This window comes from Agromyces sp. Leaf222 (genome assembly GCF_001421565.1).
In the GTDB taxonomy this organism is placed as follows: Bacteria; Actinomycetota; Actinomycetes; order Actinomycetales; family Microbacteriaceae; genus Agromyces.
In genome coordinates this window covers 306,606-324,499 of record NZ_LMKQ01000001.1, presented here as the reverse complement: position 1 = coordinate 324,499, position 17,894 = coordinate 306,606, and the positions used below count along the sequence as shown (strand labels likewise).

Here is a 17,894-nt window from a genome sequence, read left to right as displayed (position 1 = left end):
TCTCGATCGAACCCGCACCCCGATTCACCGACGAGGCAGGACGCCCCCGAAGTCCGGCGTTCCGACGCCACCCGAACACCTCCGACGTGCCCGCCCGGCCGACGGGATCGCGACCGTCGACGCCGTCGGCCGCACCCCGACGCCGCGCCGTGCGTCGACGCGCGCCGGCACGACGGCGTGCGCAGCAGCATCCCGAGCACGGCACCACCCGAAGGAGAACGATGTTCCGCACCAAGATGATCGCGACGGGCGGTGTCGCGAGCCTCGCGCTCGCCCTCGTCGCCGTCGCCCCCGCCGCCCAGGCCGCGCCGATCGGCGACTGGGACTTCAGCGAGACCCGCGCGACCGGCCACTACGAGCGCACGGCCGACGGCCTGCACATCTGGACCGAGGGCGCGACCTCGACCGACAAGGTCGCCGGCTACCTGAACGTCGACCTGCCGCTGGCGAGCACGCTCTCGGGCGGCATCGACTACGCGGCGACCAGCGGCATCACGCCTGGCGCGCAGTTCGCGGTCGACATCGACGGCAACGGCAGCCCCGACGGCATCCTCGTCGGCGAGTCCGTCTACGGCGAGAACTGGTGGCTGACGAACGGCTCGAGCGCGGCCTTCAAGGCCCTCGACCCGTCCGGCGCGGAAGACGGCGGCAACGGCTCGGCGCACTTCGGCACCCTCGCCCAGTGGTCCGCCGCCGCCCCCGCCGCACGCATCGTGAAGGTGGGCTTCAGCCTCGGCTCCGGCGTCAAGGGCGACGGCGTCGTGCGCGCCGTCGTCGCGGGCGGCACCCGCTTCACGTTCGACGCGAACCCGCCCGTCGGCGTCGCGCCGGTCATCACGAAGGTCATCGCCGACGGCACGATCGTCGGCGGCCCAACGACCTTCACCGTCGACCTCCAGGACGACGACATCAGTTACACCTACATCGAGCTGAACCGCAAGGGCACCTGGCTGACCGACAACACCAAGGCTGCGGGCTCGCAGAACCACGGCCTGCACCCGAAGCTCGTCGTCGACCTCGGCGCCTACCCCGACGGGGCCTACCAGCTGAAGATCAACGCGGTCGACGCGACCGGCCTCTCGGCCAATCGCGTCGTGCCGATCACGATCGACAACACCAAGCCGGTCGTCTCGCTCGTCTCGCCGGCATCCGGCGCGATCGTCGGCGGCACCGTGGCCGTGAAGGTGACGCTCGACGACGCCAACCTGAAGGCCTACAACCTTCGGGTCGACTCCGCCGGCCTCGCCTACTCGGCCCAGGCCGCCAACGGCGCCCAGCCCGACTTCGCGTGGGACACCACGACCGTCGCCGACGGCGAGCACACGCTGCTCGCGACCGCGACCGACGCCGCGGGCAACAAGACGACGACCACGATCAAGGTCACGGTCGACAACTCGAAGCCGGTCGTCACGATCGACGCTCCGGCAGCCGACTCCTTCGTGCGCGGCACGGTCCCCGTCAAGGTGACCCTCGACGACCCCAACCTGAAGAGCTACAACCTCCGGGTCGACTCTGCCGGACTCAGCTACGCCTACCAGGCGACCAACGGCGCCCAGCCCGACTTCGCGTGGGACACCACCACGCTCGCGGACGGCGTGCACACGCTCCTCGCGACGGCCACCGACACCGTCGGCAACAAGGCGACCACGACGATCAAGGTCACGGTCGACAACACCCGCCCGGTGCTCGCGATCACCAGCCCCGCAGACGGCGCCGCCTTCGCGGCCAGCGCCGGCGTGCAGGTCGACGCCGAGGCGTCCGACGCGGGCAAGCTCGGCGACGTCGTCGTCAACCTCTACAAGGACGGCGTGCTGCTGAAGTCGCTCGGCAAGCAGGCGCCGGCGGGCGCGGCCGCCTGGGCCGGCTCGTGGATCCTGCCGTCCGGCCTCGCCGACAGCACCTACACGCTGAAGGCCGGCATCACCGACCTCGCCGGGAACAACCGCACGATCACCCACTCGATCGTGATCGACTCCACGATCGGCGCTGAGGAGGAGACCGAGGAGCCCACCGGGGAGCCCACCGAGCCCGGGGACACGACGGACCCCGAGGAGCCCACCGAGCCCGAGGTCCCGGCGACCCCCGAGGAGCCCACCGACACGGGTGACACCGACGAGCCGACCGACGGCGGCGAACCGGCAGCGGCGCTCCCGACGCTCTCGGCGGACGCCAGCGAGGTCGCACCCGGCGGCACGGTGAACGTCACGGGCGCGAACTTCGAGGCCGCAGCCGACGTCGAGATCGAACTGCACTCGACTCCCGTCGAGCTCGGATCGGCTCGGGCCGACGAGAGCGGCGCGATCGCCTTCACGGCGACCGTGCCCACGTCGACGCCCGCCGGTGCGCACCACATCGTCGCGATCCTGCCCGACGGCAGCACGGTCGAGGTGCCGATCACGGTGACCGCCGCGGCCACGACGACGGATGCGGCCGGCACGGCCTCGACCGCCGCGACCACGACCGCCGGCCTCGCCGACACCGGCTTCGACGGCGCGGGCCTCGGACTCGCCGCGCTCGCAACGCTGCTCCTCGGCGCGGGCGCGATGACGGTCACGTCGCTCCGCCGCCGCGCAGCCGCGCGCGGATAGCCCTCGCACGCAGCACGCCGATCCGGGCCCGTCACCTCGCGGTGGCGGGCCCGTTCGCGCGTCCGGTGTCGAGCGTTCGCGGCTGGGCGTTCGTCGTGGATCCACTTCTCGTTGGAGGAGTTCTCCACAGTTTGTTGACGCCCCTTACATTCGACCCGCCATCGGGCTACAGTCGGACTCGTTGTGCGCCCCCTCGCACGGCGACGCGCCCTAGGTGGCGTGCCTCCGCCCCCCACGGAGTACTCGACGACGTGTCCCTGCTCGTGTTCCCCCCTTTGTCCCCCGCGCCGACGTTCGGTCGTGAGGTCCGCCGCTGCGATGCGTCGTGCCCACGCTCGGGCGGTGTCGCATCAGCCGAGCAGGGCACGTCGCCCACCCCGCTGCATCGAGCCGTGCGGCGTCGAACCCCGCGGCTCCGAGCCGCCGGGCCCCGTCGATGAACGCCGACGCTCGCCTCCGCACGGGCCTCACGGTGCTCGTGGCCGCCGCCGCGGCCCTGGTCGTCGCCGCGCTCATCGCTGCAGCGCCGGTCGTCGACGGCCTCGTGAGCCGACTCCCGGTCGTGTCGGCGCCGAGCCTGCTCCCGCTCGCCGTCGCCGTGGCCGTCGCCGCAGCCGCCGTCGTCGCCGCCTTCGCGACCCTCGTGCGCGCGGCACGCAGCACCGCGCGCAGCAGCGTCATCGCGGGTTCGTTCAACACGGCGCCCGCTTGCGGCATCCGCACCGCCGAACTCGTGCCTCGCATGAACGAGCTCCGACTCGACGGTGCACGGCCCGTTCGACTCGGGCGCCGCTACACCGTGGCCGTCGACGACGTCGGCGTCACGTTCTGGGACGGCGGCCGTCGGCGCCCGCGCCGCGCCGACGCCTACCCGTGGCGCGAGGTGCGCAACATCCGCGCCGACTCGGTCGTCGCAGGCACCACCGTCGTGTCCGTGCTCGTGCTGCGCGTGCGCCGCCACAAGAACAGCGTCGAGCTGCCGATCGTGTTCGCCGCGCACGGCGTCGGGCGGTACGCCCTCTCGGATGCCGCGTTCTTCGCGATCGTGCGCGACTGGAAGGCGCGGCACCGCGTCGCCCTCGCCGCCGAAGGCCTCGAGGTGCCCCCGCTGACCGCGCCGATCCCCGTGATCTCGGCCGAGATGCTGGCCGCGCACCGCGGCTGAGGCGGTCGCCGCCGTTCAGTGGCTGCACTGGGCAGACCACCATCCGACGGCGAGTAGAATCTCCGCGTGCTCATCTGTCTTACTGCGAGCCATAAGAACGCCGGGTTCGACATGCTCGAGCGTCTTTCGGCAAGCTCCAACCAGGCGGCACCGCGCATCCTCGACGGCCACGACGCCTTGCAGGGCGCGGTCGTCATCTCCACCTGCAACCGCTTCGAGGCCTACCTCGACCTGGCGGCCCCTGAGGGGTCTTCGCCGGTCGAGGTCGTGCACGAGGCGGTGCGAGCGGTCGGCGCGGTCGCCGGCCTAGATGCCGCGGAACTCCGCACCACCTTCGGCTTCGTGCACGGCAACGCCGTGGCGGGCCACCTGTTCTCGGTCGCGTCGGGCCTCGAATCGGTCGTCGTCGGCGAGGGCGAGATCGCCGGTCAGGTCCGACGCTCGCTCGAGCAGGCGCGCACCGACGGCACCACGACCCCCGAGCTCGAACGCCTCTTCCAGCGGGCGTCGCAGACCTCGCGGCGCGTCAAGAACGAGACCGAGCTCGGCGGCGAGGGCCGCTCGCTCGTGCGCCTCGCCCTCGACCTCGGCGAGAGCCGCATCACCGACTGGGCCCAGACCCGCGTGCTGCTCGTCGGCACCGGCCGATTCGCCGGCGCCTCGCTCGCCGCACTCCGCGACCGCGGCGCCACCGACGTTCGCGTGTACTCGCCGTCCGGCCGCGCCGAGAAGTTCGCGATCGGCCACGGCATCGACGCGGTCGCCCATGACGAGTTCGCCCTCACCGCGGCCACCGTCGACGTGATCGTCACCTGCACCACCGTCGAGCACCACGTCGTCGACCGCGAACTGCTCGCCTCCGGTCGCGCCGAGCACGAGCGCATCGGCGCGGTGCCGCGCATCGGCCTCGACGCCACCGCGCCGGCCACCGGCATCCGTCAGCTCGTGATCGACCTCGGCCTGCCGCGCAACGTCGCACCCGACGTCGTCGAACTTCCGGGCGTCGAACTGCTCGACCTCGAGACCATCAAGATCCACGCGCCGCTCGAAGAGCTCGGGGCGACCGATGCCGCACGGGCGATCGTCATGCGCGACGCGCGCGCCTTCGGCGAGAGCGGCGAAGAGCAGCGGCTCGCGCCGGCCGTCGTGGCGCTGCGCCAGCACGTGTTCGACATCCTCGACGCCGAGATCGAGCGCGCCGCTTCCCGCGGCGACGACGACGGACGCACCGAGGCGGCACTGCGCCACATGGCCGGAGTGCTGCTGCACACGCCCATGGTGCGATCGCGCGAGCTCGCCCGGTCGGGCGACCAGCAGGCCTGGATCGACGGACTCGAGGCGATCTTCGGCGTCACGGCGACCGTGGAGTCGGCCGGCGCCGCTGGTTCCGGCAGAGCCGACGAACGCGGCGACCAGCACGGCGACGGTCTCCAGGCCGACGCGTCGTGACCCGATTCGACGGGCCGCCGCACCTCGCGCTGCCGTTCGACCTCGACGACCCGCCGTTCGCGGCCATCACGACCGAACGTCTGGTGCTGCGTCCGCTCGAGGTCTCCGACGCCGACGACGTGTGGGAGTACCAGCGGCTGCCCGAGGTGCTGCGCTACATCCCGTGGCCCGAACGCGATCGTGGCGAGGCCGGCGAGCACACCGCGAAACGCGCCGGCCTGCGCCGCCTCGAGAACGACGAGGACGCGATCATCTTCGCGATGGAGCTCGTGGGCGAACCGCGCATGTCTCGAACGGATGCCGCGGGCGGGCCGACCGACGACCAGCCCGCCGAGCGGGCGGATGCCGCGGGCGGGCGGGTGATCGGCGACATCATGCTGCGCGCCGACCGGGTCGAGCACGGGCAGCTCGAGATCGGGTGGGTCGTGCATCCCGACTTCCAGGGCCGCGGTCTCGCGCGCGAGGCGGCAGCCGCCGTCATGGGCGTCGCCTTCGACTCGCTGCGCGCGCACCGCGTGCACGCACTGCTCGACGCCCGCAACGCGGCATCCGCTGCCCTGTGCGAACGGCTCGGCATGCGGCTCGAGGCGACGATCCTCGAGGAGGAGTACCACGACGGCGAATGGCAGGACACCGCGATGTACGGCATCCTGCGCCGCGAGTGGGCGGAACGCGACGGCCCCGCCGCGGGCTGAGCCTGCGACGGGGCCGTCGTGAACCGGCAACGGGGCCGGCCGTCCGTCAGGCGCCGATGAGGCGCGCGGCGAGGTAGCCCTGCAGCTCGTCGAGCGGTACGCGCTCCTGCGCCATGGTGTCGCGCTCGCGCACGGTCACCGCGTTGTCGTCGAGCGAGTCGAAGTCGACCGTGATCGCGAACGGGGTGCCGATCTCGTCTTGACGGCGGTAGCGGCGGCCGATGGCGCCGGCGTCGTCGAAGTCGACGTTCCAGTTCTTGCGCAGGTTCGCGGCGAGCTCGCGGGCCAGCGGCGAGAGCTTCTCGTTGCGCGAGAGCGGCAGCACGGCGACCTTGACGGGCGCGAGGCGCGGGTCGAGGCGAAGCACGGTGCGGCTGTCGACGCCGCCCTTCGCGTTGGGCACCTCTTCGACGTGGTATGCGTCGACGAGGAACGCCATGAGCGAGCGGGTCAGACCCGCCGCGGGCTCGATGACGTAGGGGGTCCAGCGCTCGTTCTTGGACTGGTCGAAGAACGACAGGTCCTTTCCGGAGTGCTTCGTGTGCGTCGACAGGTCGAAGTCCGTGCGGTTCGCGACGCCCTCGAGCTCGCCCCACTCGCTGCCCGTGAAGCCGAACTTGTACTCGATGTCGACGGTGCGCTTGGAGTAGTGCGAGAGCTTCTCCTGCGCGTGCTCGTAGCGGCGGATGTTCTCGGGGTCGATGCCGAGGTCGACGTACCAGTTCCAGCGCTGGTCGAGCCAGTACTCGAACCACTCGTCATCGGTGCCGGGCTCGACGAAGAACTCCATCTCCATCTGCTCGAACTCGCGCGTGCGGAAGATGAAGTTGCCCGGCGTGATCTCGTTGCGGAAGCTCTTGCCGATCTGGCCGATGCCGAACGGGGGCTTCATGCGGGCCGACTGCAGCACGTTCGCGAAGTTCACGAAGATGCCCTGGGCGGTCTCGGGGCGCAGGTACTGCAGGCCCGACTCGTCGTCGAGCACGCCGAGGTAGGTCTTCAGCAGGCCGGAGAAGGCGCGCGGCTCGGTCCACTGGCCGCGGGTGCCGCAGTTGGTGCAGACGATGTCGGCGAGGCCGTTCTCGGGGGCGCGGCCCTTCTTCTCTTCGTAGGCCTCGATGAGGTGGTCTTCGCGGTAGCGCTTGTGGCAGTGCAGGCATTCGATGAGCGGGTCGGTGAAGACGTCGACGTGGCCGGATGCCTCCCACACCGCCTTGGGCAGGATCACGCTCGAGTCGAGGCCGACGACGTCGTCGCGGCTCTGCACCATGTAGCGCCACCACTGGCGCTTGATGTTCTCTTTCAGCTCGACGCCGAGGGGGCCGTAGTCCCACGCGGAGCGGGATCCGCCGTAGATCTCGCCCGCCTGGAAGACGAAGCCCCGGTGCTGAGCGAGGGCGATGACGGATTCGAGACGGCTGGCAGCGGCCACGGTGGCTCCAATGGTCGAGAGTTCGGGCCGATCGGCCCGGAAGAAACGGTCTCACCATCCTACGTTGACCGCTCGGGTGCGCCATCCGCGGAACTCGGGGCGCGACCGCTACGCTGTGGCCAACGTCGGGGGCGGGAGGCGGCATGCCCGAGGCAGTGCTCGATCTGGTGATCGTCGAAGGCCCCGTGCTGATCACCGTCTACGTCGTCGCCGCGGTGCTGTTCGTCTATCTGCTCGGCCGCGAGGCGTCCGTCGGCTGGGCGATGACCGCGATCGTCGTGCTGGTCGTCGGCGCCATGATCGGCGGCGCCCTGCTCTGGGCCGCGGTGAACGTGCTCGACCTGTTCGGCGGTCCGGTGGCGGATGCCGCGTGGCTGTGGGTTCCGGCGGCCTCGGGCGCGTGCCTGCTCGCCGTGTGGAACCTCTGGCGATCCAGGTGGTGGCGAAAGCTCATCGCGCTGATCGCGATCCCGGTGTTCGCGGCCACCGCGGTGCTCGGCATCAACGCGTCGTACGGCATCGACCGCACGCTGGGCGACCTGCTCGACATCTCGACGGCGAAGCCCCTCGACATCCGCGACCCAGGGGTCGACCCGGCGCCGGCCGACCCGGCCGAGCCGCTGTACGCCACGTGGACCGCGCCTGCGGGCATGCCGACGAAGGGCGAGGTCGGCCACCCCGTTCCGCCCGTGCCGAACGCCGCGTCGGGCTTCGCCGCGCGACCGGCCGAGCTCTACCTGCCACCCGCGGCGCTCGTCGAGGATGCGCCGCGGTTGCCGCTCGTGATCATGATGATGGGCCAGCCGGGCTCGCCCGACGCGACGTTCATCGCCGAGGTGCTCGACGGGTTCGCGGCCGAGCACGACGGCCTCGCCCCCATCGCGCTCGTGATCGACCAACTGGGCGATCCGACGCAGGACCCGCTCTGCCTCGACACCGACCGCGGCAAGGTCGAGACCTACGTCATGCAGGACGTGCTGCCGTGGGCGAGGCTGCACCTGAACGTGCTGCAGGGGGCGGCCTACACGACCGTGGCCGGCTACTCGAACGGCGGCGGATGCGCGGCCTACTTCGGTTCGAAGTACCCGGAGTCGTTCGGCAACCTCATCGCGATCTCGCCGACCGAGTACGCGGGCGTCGAGAACCGCAGCGAGACCCTGCGCGAGGTGTTCCGCGGCGACCAGGCGGCGTACGACGCCGTGAAGCCCGCGAACATCATGGACGCGAAGGCACCGTACCCCGATTCGACCGCGATCTTCGCCGTCGGCGAGCTCGATCGCACCTTCATCGCCGGCACGAGGCGACTCGCGGATGCCGCGACCGCCGCCGGCATGAGCACGACGTTCTTCGAGGTGCCGGGCGGCGACCACGGCGCGACGACCCTGACCGGCGGGCTCGAGAAGGGCTTCGAGGTGCTCTACCCGAGGCTCGGGCTCGAGGCGCCGCCGGAGGCCGAGGAGCCGGTCGAATAGGCGGGCGAGCGCGCGCCGACCTCTACGGCGCGGGCGCGAGCGCGTCGCGGCCGATCGCGTCGATCGTGGTGCGCCCCGCGAGACCCATCGTGAGGTCGAGCTCGGCGATGTGGTTGCGCGCGACCTCGCGCACCCCTTCGGCGCCCGCGACGGCGAGCCCGTATGCGTAGGGGCGGCCGATGCCGACGGCCGTGGCGCCGAGCGCGAGCGCCTTGAACGCATCCGCGCCGCCTCGCACGCCGCTGTCGAGGATCACGGGGATCCGCCCGCCGACCCGTTCGAGCACGCCGGGGAGCGCGTCGAGGGTGGCGACGGCCCCGTCGACCTGCCGCCCGCCGTGGTTCGAGACGATGAGGCCGTCGACGCCGAGATCGAGCGCCCTCGCCGCGTCCGCCGGGTGCATGACGCCCTTCAGCAGGATCGGCAGCGTCGTCCACTCGCGCAGGTCGGCGAGGTCGTCCCACGAGAGCGACGGATCCGAGAACACGTCGAGGAAGGTCTCGACCGCCGCGCGCGGCAGCGGCGAGCGCAGCGCATCGGCGACCCCGCCGTCGACCAGCCTGGTGCGCGAGCCCGAGCGCGCGATCGAGAGCGCCGAGGCGAGCAGGGTCGGCGTGACCCGAGGCCGTGCGCTCGCCCCGCCGGCCGCGCCGCCCGCCGCACCGCCGGCCGCGCCGCTCGCCGCGACGCGGTCGCGCACGAGGTCGGCGAACACGGGGTCGCTCGTGTACTGCGCGATGCCGAGGCCGCGCGTGAACGGCAGGTAGGCGACATCGAGGTCGCGTGTTCGCCAGCCGAGCAGCGACGTGTCGAGTGTCACGACGATGGCCTCGGCGCCGGCCGCCTCGGCGCGGCGCACGAACGACGCGTTCAACTCGTCGGACCTGCTCCAGTACAGCTGGAACCAGAACGACGCGTCGCCCATCTGCTCGGCGACCTCCTCCATCGGCCGGGAGGCCTGGTTCGAGAGCACGTACGGCACGCCCAGGGTTGCCGCAGCGCGGCCGACCGCGACATCCGCCTCGGGGTGCGCCATCTCGGCGACGCCGATCGGCGACAGCACGAACGGGGTCGGACGACGACGCCCGAAGAGCTCGATCGAGAGGTCTCGCCTCGACACGTCGCGGAGCACCCTCGGCCAGATGCGCCACCGATCGAACGCGGCGCGATTGGCGGCCATCGTCGACTCGGCTCCTGCGCCGCCGGCGAGGTAGGCGAACGCCTCCTTCGACAGGGTGCGCTGCGCCGCACGCTCGAGCGCGACCACGTCGACCGGCACCTTCGGATGCGTCCCCGACAGGCCCGCGCGATACACCTCGGACTGCGTCGCCCGCCCGAATCCCCGGTCGTCGATCTCGCTCATCGATTCGCTCCCTCGCGTCGGCGGTTCCGTCAGCGTAACGGCCGGCGGCGGCCGACGAGACCTAGGCTGGAGCGGATGACGCTGCCAGACCTCCTCGTCGCCGCGATCGCGCTCGTGCGCGACCGCCGGGTGCTCATGGTCACCGCCCGCGACCGAGACGTGTTCTACATGCCCGGCGGCAAGATCGATCCAGGCGAGACGCCGGCGCAGGCCGCCGCCCGCGAGGCCTTCGAGGAGGTCGCGCTCGTGCTCGACCCCGACGGCCTCCACGAGCTCTTCGAGGTCGTGACCCAGGCGCACGGCGAACCCGACGGCCGCCTCGTGCGCATGCGCGTGTTCCACGCCGAGACGGATGCCGCGCCCGCCGCATCCGCAGAGGTCGGCGCCCTGCACTGGGTGACGACCGCCGATCTCGACCACTGTCCGCCGGCCGGAGCCGACGTGCTGCGGCGACTCGCGGCATCCGGGGTCATCGACTGATGTCGACGACGAGCAGGCGTCACTCGCTCCTCACCATGGTGAAGTGGACCCTGCTCGACGAGATGTACGCCGGCTGGCGGCAGCTCGCCCTGCTCGGCGGCAACCGCCGCTCGCGAAAGTGGCGCAGCGGCGACGAGGCGCTGCCCGAGGTCGTGCTGCTGCCCGGCGTCTACGAGCACTGGACCTTCCTGCGCCCACTCGGCAACGCGCTCAACGCCGCCGGGCACCGCGTGCGCGTCGTGCGCGGGCTCAGCATGAACCGCCTGCCGATCGCCGCGACCGCCGCGCGCGCGGTCGCGGCCCTCGCGGCCGAGCCGACGCCGCGCGCCGGGCGCGTCCTCGTGGCGCACAGCAAGGGCGGGCTCGTCGGCAAGCACGTGCTCATGGACCAGGCGGCCGGCGCAGCGTCGTCCGCGTCTCCAGGGCGAACGGATGCCGCGGCCGGCACCCTCGACCCGGGTGCGCCGCCTGCACGGGTGCCCGATGTCGGCGTGCTCGGCGTCGTCGCGATCTGCACGCCGTTCGCCGGCTCCCGCTACGCCCGGATGTTCGTGAACCGCACGATGCGGGCGCTCCGCCCCGACGACGAGACGATCGTGCTGCTGGGCGGCGCGGCATCCGTCAACGCGCGCATCGTGTCGGTCTTCGGCGTCTTCGACCCGCACGTGCCCGAGGGCAGCGTGCTCGCCGGCGCCACGAACGTGCAGGTCGACACCGCCGGGCACTTCATGATCCTGCGCACGCCGGAGGCGGCGGCCGCCGTGCTCGACGGCATCAGGTCCTTGGCCGCGCCCGCCTCGCCCCCGCCGCCGGTCGAGCCCCCGCCGGCCTCGCCCCAGCCGGTCGAGTAGCGAAGCGTATCGAGACCAGCCGACCGGTCCCGCCGGTCGAGCGTCAGTGCACGTACTCGAGCAGGTCCATTCCGACTGCGCGCATGCCGTCGAGCACCGCGAGGCGCGACGAGAGCCCGGTGTCGGCGAAGTACGTGGAGACCGCGTACGAGACGCTCGCACGCGGCCCGCGCAATACGCCCACCTCGCTGCGCACCCCGCCGTCGGTGCCGGTCTTGTTGACGAGCAGCACCCCGTGATCGGGCGTGCGGTGGGCGAGCGGATCGAGGCCGAACGCGCTCGCGACCATCGACAGGTCGGAGTTGAGCGACAGCCATCCGATGACGCGTTGCGAGACCTCTGGGCTCACGATCTCGCCGCGGGCGAGCGACGCGAAGAGCCAGGTGAGCTCTTTCGCGGAACCGATCGAGAGCTGCGGAGCGTCGTCGGGGCCGCGGTGGTCTCGCACGAGGTCGAGCAGGGCGGTGCGGGTCAGGCCGAGCGCCTCGGTGCGTGCGCGCACGGCCTCGAGGCCGACGTGGCGCAGCAGCACGTTGGTGGCGAGGTTGTCGCTCGTCGCGCCGATCATCGCCGCGAGGTCGGCGAGCGGCAGCGACGGCGACTGCAGGTGCTGCCAGATGCCGGAGTCGCCGACCGCATCGCGGGGCGCCCGGTCGAGCACCGTGAACGACTCGGCGCTCGTGCCCGTGAGGCGGGTCGCGACCTCGACGAGCAGCAGCACCTTGCCGATGGAGGCCGTCGGCATGACGACGTGGTCGTCGACCGAGAAGAGCTCCTTGCCGGTCGCGAGATCGGTGGCGCGGGCCGTCACCTGCACCCCGGCGAGCGCGAGGTCGCTGAGCGCCTGGAAGCCGCGCGCGAAGGTCTCGGACGGCTCGACGCCCCGGTGCTTTCCCCGGTGCACGTTCGAATGGCGCGCTCTTCGCTCGGATCCCTGCGACGGCGTCACCACGGCACTTGCACGGTCTCTCTGGGGTTGGTCGGCGTGCATGGCCACGGCGGGCTGCACGCGCGGGGGCGTCGGACGGGGGTCGATGTAGGGGTTCGGCGGGCCGACTACCAGATGGTCACGCGGTCGGCCGGGTCGAGCCAGAGCGTGTCATCGGGGGTCACTCCGAACCCAGTGTAGAACTCGTCGATGTTGCGCACGATCTGGTTGCAGCGGAACTCGTTCGGCGAGTGCGGATCGATCGCGAGCAGGCGGATCACCTCGGCGTCGCGGCCCTTCTGCTGCCAGGCCTGCGCCCACGACAGGAAGAAGCGCTGCACGCCGGTGAGCCCGTCGATGACGGGCGGCTCGGCGCCGTCGAGCGAGATGACGTAGGCCCTCCAGGCGATTGCGAGGCCACCGAGGTCGCCGATGTTCTCGCCGATCGTGAGGGCGCCGTTCACATGCTGCTCGGACACCTCGGCCTCGCCGGAGCCATCGGACGCGCCGTCGCCGACGAGCTGCGCCGGCACGAGCGCGTCGTACTGCGCGATGAGGGCCTTCGTGCGCTCCTCGAACGCATCGCGGTCGGCCTCGGTCCACCAGTCGGTGAGGCGGCCGTCGCCGTCGTACTTCGAACCCTGGTCGTCGAAGCCGTGCCCGATCTCGTGGCCGATGACGGCGCCGATCGCACCGTAGTTCGCCGCGGCATCCCGACCCTCGTCGAAGAAGGGGAACTGCAGGATCGCTGCGGGGAACACGATTTCGTTGAACCCGGGGTTGTAGTAGGCGTTGATGGTCTGCGGGGTCATGAACCACTCGTCGCGGTCGATCGGCTTGCCGAGCTTGCCGATCTCGCGCAGGAACGTGTACTCGGCCGTGGCGCGCACGTTGGCGACGAGGTCGTCGCCGACGATCTCGAGCGAGGAGTAGTCGCGCCACTTCACCGGGAAGCCGATCTTCGGCGTGAACTTCTCGAGCTTGTCGAGCGCCTTGGCGCGGGTCTGCTCGCCCATCCACTCGAGCGCGTCGATGGACTGGCGATAGGCCTCGATGAGATTGGCGACGAGCTCGTCCATGGCGGCCTTCGCCGTGGACGGGAAGTGCCGCTCGACGTAGATGCGGCCGACGGCCTCGCCCATGGCGCCCTCGACGAGCGAGACGCCGCGCTTCCACCGCTCGCGGATCTGCGGGGTGCCGCTCAGCGTGCGGCCGTAGAAGTCGAAGTTCGCCTCGACGAAGTCGTCGGAGAGGTAGGCGGCGTTCGCGCGGATGACCTGCCACGCCAGCCAGTCCTTCAGCGCCGGCAGGCGGTCTTCGGTGACGATCGTTCCGAGCGCCTCGACGAACGACGGCTCGCGCAGCACGATCTCGTCGAACGCGCCCTCTGGCACGCCCATGGCGTCGCGCCACACGGCGAGGTCGAACACCGTGGAGGTGCCGGCCGCGGCATCCGCGGCATCCGCCCAGGTGACGAGGTTGTACGTCTTGTGGCTGTCGCGGGTCTCGACGTTGTTCCAGTGCGCGGCCGCGATCTCGGTCTCGAGGTCGAACACGCGCTGGGCGCGGACCGCCGGGTCGTCGAGCCGCGCGAGCGCGAACATGCGCTCGAGCAGGGCGCGGTAGGCCTCGCGGATCGGTGCGAAGCGCTCTTCGCGGAAGTAGCTCTCGTCTGGCAGGCCGATGCCACCCTGCTCGACGAACGCGAGGTAGCGCTCGGGATCGCCGGGGTCGTTGTCGACGAACAGCTGCACGAGGCCGGAGACGCCCTGGCGCTCGAGGCGGCCGAGCGTCTCGAGGAAGCTCGGCACCGAGCTCACGAGCGACACCTCGCCGAGCTGGCCCGCGATGGGCGTCGCGCCCAGCAGGTTCGCGCGCTCCTCGTTGACGAAGCTCGAGAACAGGTCGCCGACCTTGCGCGCCTCGGTGCCGGCATCGGCCTGCTTCGACTCGAGGATGATCTCGCGAACCGCCTGTTCGGCCTCTTCGTGCAGCACGATGAACGAGCCGTACCGCGCCTTGTCGGCGGGGATCTCGGTGCGCGAGATCCACTTGCCGTTGACATGGCGGAACAGGTCGTCTTGCGGTCGCACCGCATCGTCGAGTTCGTCGTGCACGATGCCGGATGTGAGCGAGACGTCGGTCATGCGTTCCACCCTATGCGTGCCCGCCGACCGAGCGGATGCCGCGGGGCCGGTCTCATGGCGCACTCGCAGCGTCAACGCGTGGCGGGCGGGATGCAAGGGCGCCGCTCCCCCAATACGAGGGGGATTGTGGAATCCGCGGATCGCCATTCCCCACCGGGCAAATATGCTCTACCGACCCTCACTCCCCCGAACGGAGCTTCTTGTCCGCTTTCACCCGCGCTCGGGGGCGATCGCTCGTCGCGACCGCCACCACCGCACTCGTCATCGCGACGCTCGTGCCGAGCATGCCCGCCTTCGCCGATGAAGGCGAGACCACCACCTCCGTCACCTCGATCGCGGGCGTCGTCACCGATCCCTCCGGTGCCCCTGCGACCGGCATGTGCCTCAATGCCGAGGTCCTCGAGGGCGGCGCCTGGAGCCCGGTCGCCATCGACGGCGAGGTGCGCACCGATACCGCCGGCGCGTACGCGATCCTCGACCTCGCCGACGGCACCTACGCGATCAGCGCCGAAGCCTGCGAGGCGCCGTTCGACACGCTGCGTACGTGGGCGCCCTCGCTCGCCGCCCAGCCCGAGGTCGTCGACGGCAGCGCCGCTAACGGCATCGTCGTGACCGGTGGCGCCACGGCATCCGCCGTCGACCTCGCGTTGCTGCCCGCAGCCGTCACCTCCCTGAGCACGCCCTCCGTGTCGGGCGACGCCCTCGTCGGCTCGCTGCTCACGGCAGACCCCGGCACCTGGAGCGTCTCCGAGCTCTCGTTCACGCACCAGTGGCTGCGCGACGGCACTCCGATCACGGATGCCACGGGCGAGACCTACACGGCGACGCTCGAGGACGCGAACGCGACCCTCTCGGTCGAGGTGCTCGCCACCCGCGATGGCTGGGCCGACGCGAGCGCGACGTCGGAGGCGGTCGGCCCCGTGCTGCAGGCATTCGCACCCGGCGCGAACCCCGCGATCGCCGGCGAGGCACGGTTCGGCTCGACGCTGACCGCGACGGTCGGCGGATGGCCCGAAGACGCGACCATCTCCTGGCAGTGGTCGCGCAACGGCGAAGCCCTCGTCGGCGCCGTCGGTGACAGCCACGTCATCGCCGTCGACGACGTCGACGCGACCTTCACGGTGTCCGCGACGATCACCAAGGCGGGCTTCGCCCCGGTCACCGTGGTCTCGGCTGCCACCGGTGCGATCGGCTCGGCGACGCTCACCGCGGCGACCCCCACGATCGGCGGCACGGCGAAGGTCGGACAGACGCTGACCGCCGCTGCCGGCGCCTGGTCGCCGGCCATCGTTCCGAGCTTCGCGTGGCTGCGCGACGGTATCGAGATCCCGGGCGCGACCGGTACCTCCTACACGCTGGCCGCCGCCGATCTCGGCAAGAAGCTCTCGGTGCGCGCCACGGGTTCGCTCGCGGGCTACACGACCGAGTCGTGCACCTCGGCAGCGACCGCAGCGGTCATCGCCGGCACGCTCGTCACCTCGACGCCGGTCATCGCCGGCGCCGTCAAGGTCGGCTCGCCGCTGACCGTGACTCCGGGATGGACGCCCGGCGCCGCCTACTCGTACGTGTGGAAGCGCGGCACGACCGTCATCGCCGGCGCGACGAAGTCGAGCTACACGCCGACCTCCACCGACCTCGGCGCGAAGCTCACCGTCACGGTCACCGGGACCCTCGCCGGCTACACCGGCGTCACGCGGTCATCGGCCGCCACCGTCGCGGTCGCCGTCGGCACCTTCACGGCCCCCGTCCCGACGATCTCGGGCACGATCGCCGTCGGCCGCACGGTCACCGCCGTGCCCGGCGTATGGAAGCCCGCCGCAGCCTTCACCTACCAGTGGAAGCGCAACGGCGCAGCGATCACCGGGGCGACGAAGTCGACCTACGCGATCACCGCGACCGACCTGAAGACCGCGCTGAGCGTGACCGTCACCGGCAAGGCTTCGGCGGTCACGACCAGGTCGCTCACCTCGAAGGCGATCGCCGTCGCGTACGGAACGCTCGCGGCACCAGCCCCCACCATGTCGGGCACCCGTGCGGTCGGCAAGACGCTCACCGCCGTTCCCGGCGCATGGAGCCCCTCCGGCGTGACGCTCTCGTACCAGTGGAAGCGCGCCGGCGTCGTCGTCACCGGCGCGACGAAGTCGACGTACGTGCTGACCGCTTCCGACCTCGGCAAGTCGATCAGCGTGACCGTGACCGGCAAGAAGGCCGGCTTCGCGAGCGCTGCGAAGACCTCTGCGGGAACGGCATTGGTCGCCGCCGGAACCCTGAGCGGCCCGACCCCGACGATCAGCGGAACCCGCACCGTCGGAAAGACCCTCACCGCGGTTCCCGGAACCTGGGCACCCTCCGGCGTCGCACTCACGTACCAGTGGAAGCGCGCCGGCGTCGCGATCACCGGCGCGACGAAATCGACCTACGTGCTGACCGCCTCGGATCTCGGCAACTCGATGACCGTCACCGTGACCGGCAAGAAGAGCGGGTACACGACCCTCGCGAAGAACGCCGGCGGCACCGCCAGGATCGCTGCCGGCACGATCTCGTTCTCGCCGAAGCTCTCCGGCACGCAGCGTGCGGGCTCGAAGCTCACCGTCACCGTCGGCACCGTCTCGCCCGGCGGCACCACCGTGAAGTACCAGTGGTACCGCAACGGCACCGCGATCAGCGGCAAGACGGCATCGACCTACACGCTCGGCAACGTCGACGCCGGCAAGGTCGTCTCGGTGACGATCACCGCCACCAAGGCCGGCCACACCACCAAGACGGCCACCCTGAAGACCGCAACGGTCGCGTACCGACCGGCAAGCTTCAGCGGCGATTACTGGTTCCGCGTCGGCATCGATGTGAAGCCCGGCACCTACTACACGTCGTCGACCAGCACGACGAACTGCCGCTGGTGGCGCACCACGTCGATGGATGGAGCCGCCTCGTCAACACTCGGCTACGACCCCGGCGGAAGCGGGCGACGGATGATCACCATCCTCGCCACCGACCGCTATGTCGCGGCCATCGGCTGCGGCTCGTGGATCCTGTACGACGGCACCGGCAACCCGAGCTCGACGATGGCCGGAAACGGAATCGCGGCGGTCGGTACGATGCTGAAGCCGGGGCGGTACGTGTCGTACGGCAACTCCGAATGCTGGGCAGCCGACTGGTCCGCTCCGGCCGGTGATGAGGGGCACTACATCGGTGGCGGTACCTACGATGGCGACCTCTACTGGATCGTCGAACCGGGCACCTTCTTCGAGACGTACAACTGCAACACGTTCACGCGCTACGCGGACTGAGCTCGTCGTCGTGAAGGCCGGTCCCCTCGATCCGAGG

At 71.3% G+C, this 17,894-nt stretch carries 12 protein-coding genes; 8 read left to right on the top strand and 4 right to left on the bottom strand.

What is annotated here, in order from left to right:
* Positions 1–221: 221 nt before the first annotated feature.
* From ASE68_RS01415 to ASE68_RS01400, 4 genes are all read left to right on the top strand, one after another.
* Positions 222–2,588, top strand: a complete 2,367-nt coding sequence (locus ASE68_RS01415; protein WP_055854373.1) for an Ig-like domain-containing protein — start codon at positions 222–224, stop codon at positions 2,586–2,588.
* A gap of 436 nt (positions 2,589–3,024) precedes the next feature.
* Positions 3,025–3,753: a hypothetical protein gene (locus tag ASE68_RS01410; protein ID WP_055854370.1), complete on the top strand. Its 729-nt coding sequence runs from the start codon at positions 3,025–3,027 to the stop codon at positions 3,751–3,753.
* A gap of 66 nt (positions 3,754–3,819) precedes the next feature.
* Positions 3,820–5,202: a glutamyl-tRNA reductase gene (locus ASE68_RS01405; protein ID WP_082461794.1), complete on the top strand. Its 1,383-nt coding sequence runs from the start codon at positions 3,820–3,822 to the stop codon at positions 5,200–5,202.
* On the top strand, positions 5,199–5,897 hold the full coding sequence (locus ASE68_RS01400; RefSeq protein WP_055854368.1) for a GNAT family N-acetyltransferase: 699 nt from the start codon (positions 5,199–5,201) through the stop codon (positions 5,895–5,897). The genes ASE68_RS01405 and ASE68_RS01400 overlap by 4 nt, the downstream gene beginning before the upstream one ends.
* A 46-nt stretch (positions 5,898–5,943) precedes the next feature.
* Here the strand turns inward: ASE68_RS01400 and ASE68_RS01395 are convergent, their stop codons facing one another.
* A complete protein-coding gene (locus tag ASE68_RS01395) occupies positions 5,944–7,329 on the bottom strand; it encodes a glycine--tRNA ligase (RefSeq protein WP_055854365.1) in 1,386 nt (461 codons plus the stop codon).
* Between the two features lie 143 nt (positions 7,330–7,472).
* On the opposite strand from ASE68_RS01395, the gene ASE68_RS01390 reads away from it, so the two are divergent.
* On the top strand, positions 7,473–8,801 hold the full coding sequence (locus ASE68_RS01390) for an alpha/beta hydrolase-fold protein (RefSeq protein WP_055854361.1): 1,329 nt from the start codon (positions 7,473–7,475) through the stop codon (positions 8,799–8,801).
* 22 nt (positions 8,802–8,823) lie between these two features.
* On the opposite strand, the gene ASE68_RS01385 is transcribed toward ASE68_RS01390, so the two are convergent.
* Positions 8,824–10,164: an alpha-hydroxy-acid oxidizing protein gene (locus tag ASE68_RS01385; protein ID WP_055854358.1), complete on the bottom strand. Its 1,341-nt coding sequence runs from the start codon at positions 10,162–10,164 to the stop codon at positions 8,824–8,826.
* A gap of 75 nt (positions 10,165–10,239) precedes the next feature.
* Here ASE68_RS01385 and ASE68_RS01380 point away from each other — a divergent pair, with 75 nt between their 5' ends.
* Positions 10,240–10,644 (top strand): NUDIX domain-containing protein, encoded by a 405-nt coding sequence (locus tag ASE68_RS01380; protein ID WP_055854355.1) that lies wholly within the window; start codon positions 10,240–10,242, stop codon positions 10,642–10,644.
* On the top strand, positions 10,644–11,495 hold the full coding sequence (locus tag ASE68_RS01375; RefSeq protein WP_055854353.1) for a hypothetical protein: 852 nt from the start codon (positions 10,644–10,646) through the stop codon (positions 11,493–11,495). Before ASE68_RS01380 ends, ASE68_RS01375 begins: the two co-directional genes overlap by 1 nt.
* Before the next feature lie 43 nt (positions 11,496–11,538).
* Here the strand turns inward: ASE68_RS01375 and ASE68_RS01370 are convergent, their stop codons facing one another.
* Together ASE68_RS01370 and ASE68_RS01365 are read right to left on the bottom strand one after the other, a co-directional pair.
* Complete coding sequence (locus tag ASE68_RS01370; protein ID WP_157421490.1) at positions 11,539–12,447, bottom strand: serine hydrolase; 909 nt, start codon at positions 12,445–12,447, stop codon at positions 11,539–11,541.
* A 104-nt stretch (positions 12,448–12,551) separates the two neighbouring features.
* A complete protein-coding gene (locus tag ASE68_RS01365; RefSeq protein WP_055854350.1) occupies positions 12,552–14,570 on the bottom strand; it encodes a M13 family metallopeptidase in 2,019 nt (672 codons plus the stop codon).
* A 200-nt stretch (positions 14,571–14,770) separates the two neighbouring features.
* On the opposite strand from ASE68_RS01365, the gene ASE68_RS01360 reads away from it, so the two are divergent.
* Positions 14,771–17,857, top strand: a complete 3,087-nt coding sequence (locus ASE68_RS01360; protein ID WP_055854347.1) for a hypothetical protein — start codon at positions 14,771–14,773, stop codon at positions 17,855–17,857.
* Positions 17,858–17,894 lie beyond the last annotated feature (37 nt).

Bases quoted from the DNA above. Each gene is read 5' to 3' on its own strand.
- ASE68_RS01415 (WP_055854373.1), top strand. From the start codon at position 222: ATGTTCCGCACCAAGATGATCGCGACGGGCGGTGTCGCGAGCCTCGCG.
- ASE68_RS01410 (WP_055854370.1), top strand. From the start codon at position 3,025: ATGAACGCCGACGCTCGCCTCCGCACGGGCCTCACGGTGCTCGTGGCC.
- ASE68_RS01390 (WP_055854361.1), top strand. From the start codon at position 7,473: ATGCCCGAGGCAGTGCTCGATCTGGTGATCGTCGAAGGCCCCGTGCTG.
- ASE68_RS01385 (WP_055854358.1), bottom strand. From the start codon at position 10,164: ATGAGCGAGATCGACGACCGGGGATTCGGGCGGGCGACGCAGTCCGAG.
- ASE68_RS01380 (WP_055854355.1), top strand. From the start codon at position 10,240: ATGACGCTGCCAGACCTCCTCGTCGCCGCGATCGCGCTCGTGCGCGAC.
- ASE68_RS01375 (WP_055854353.1), top strand. From the start codon at position 10,644: ATGTCGACGACGAGCAGGCGTCACTCGCTCCTCACCATGGTGAAGTGG.
- ASE68_RS01365 (WP_055854350.1), bottom strand. From the start codon at position 14,570: ATGACCGACGTCTCGCTCACATCCGGCATCGTGCACGACGAACTCGAC.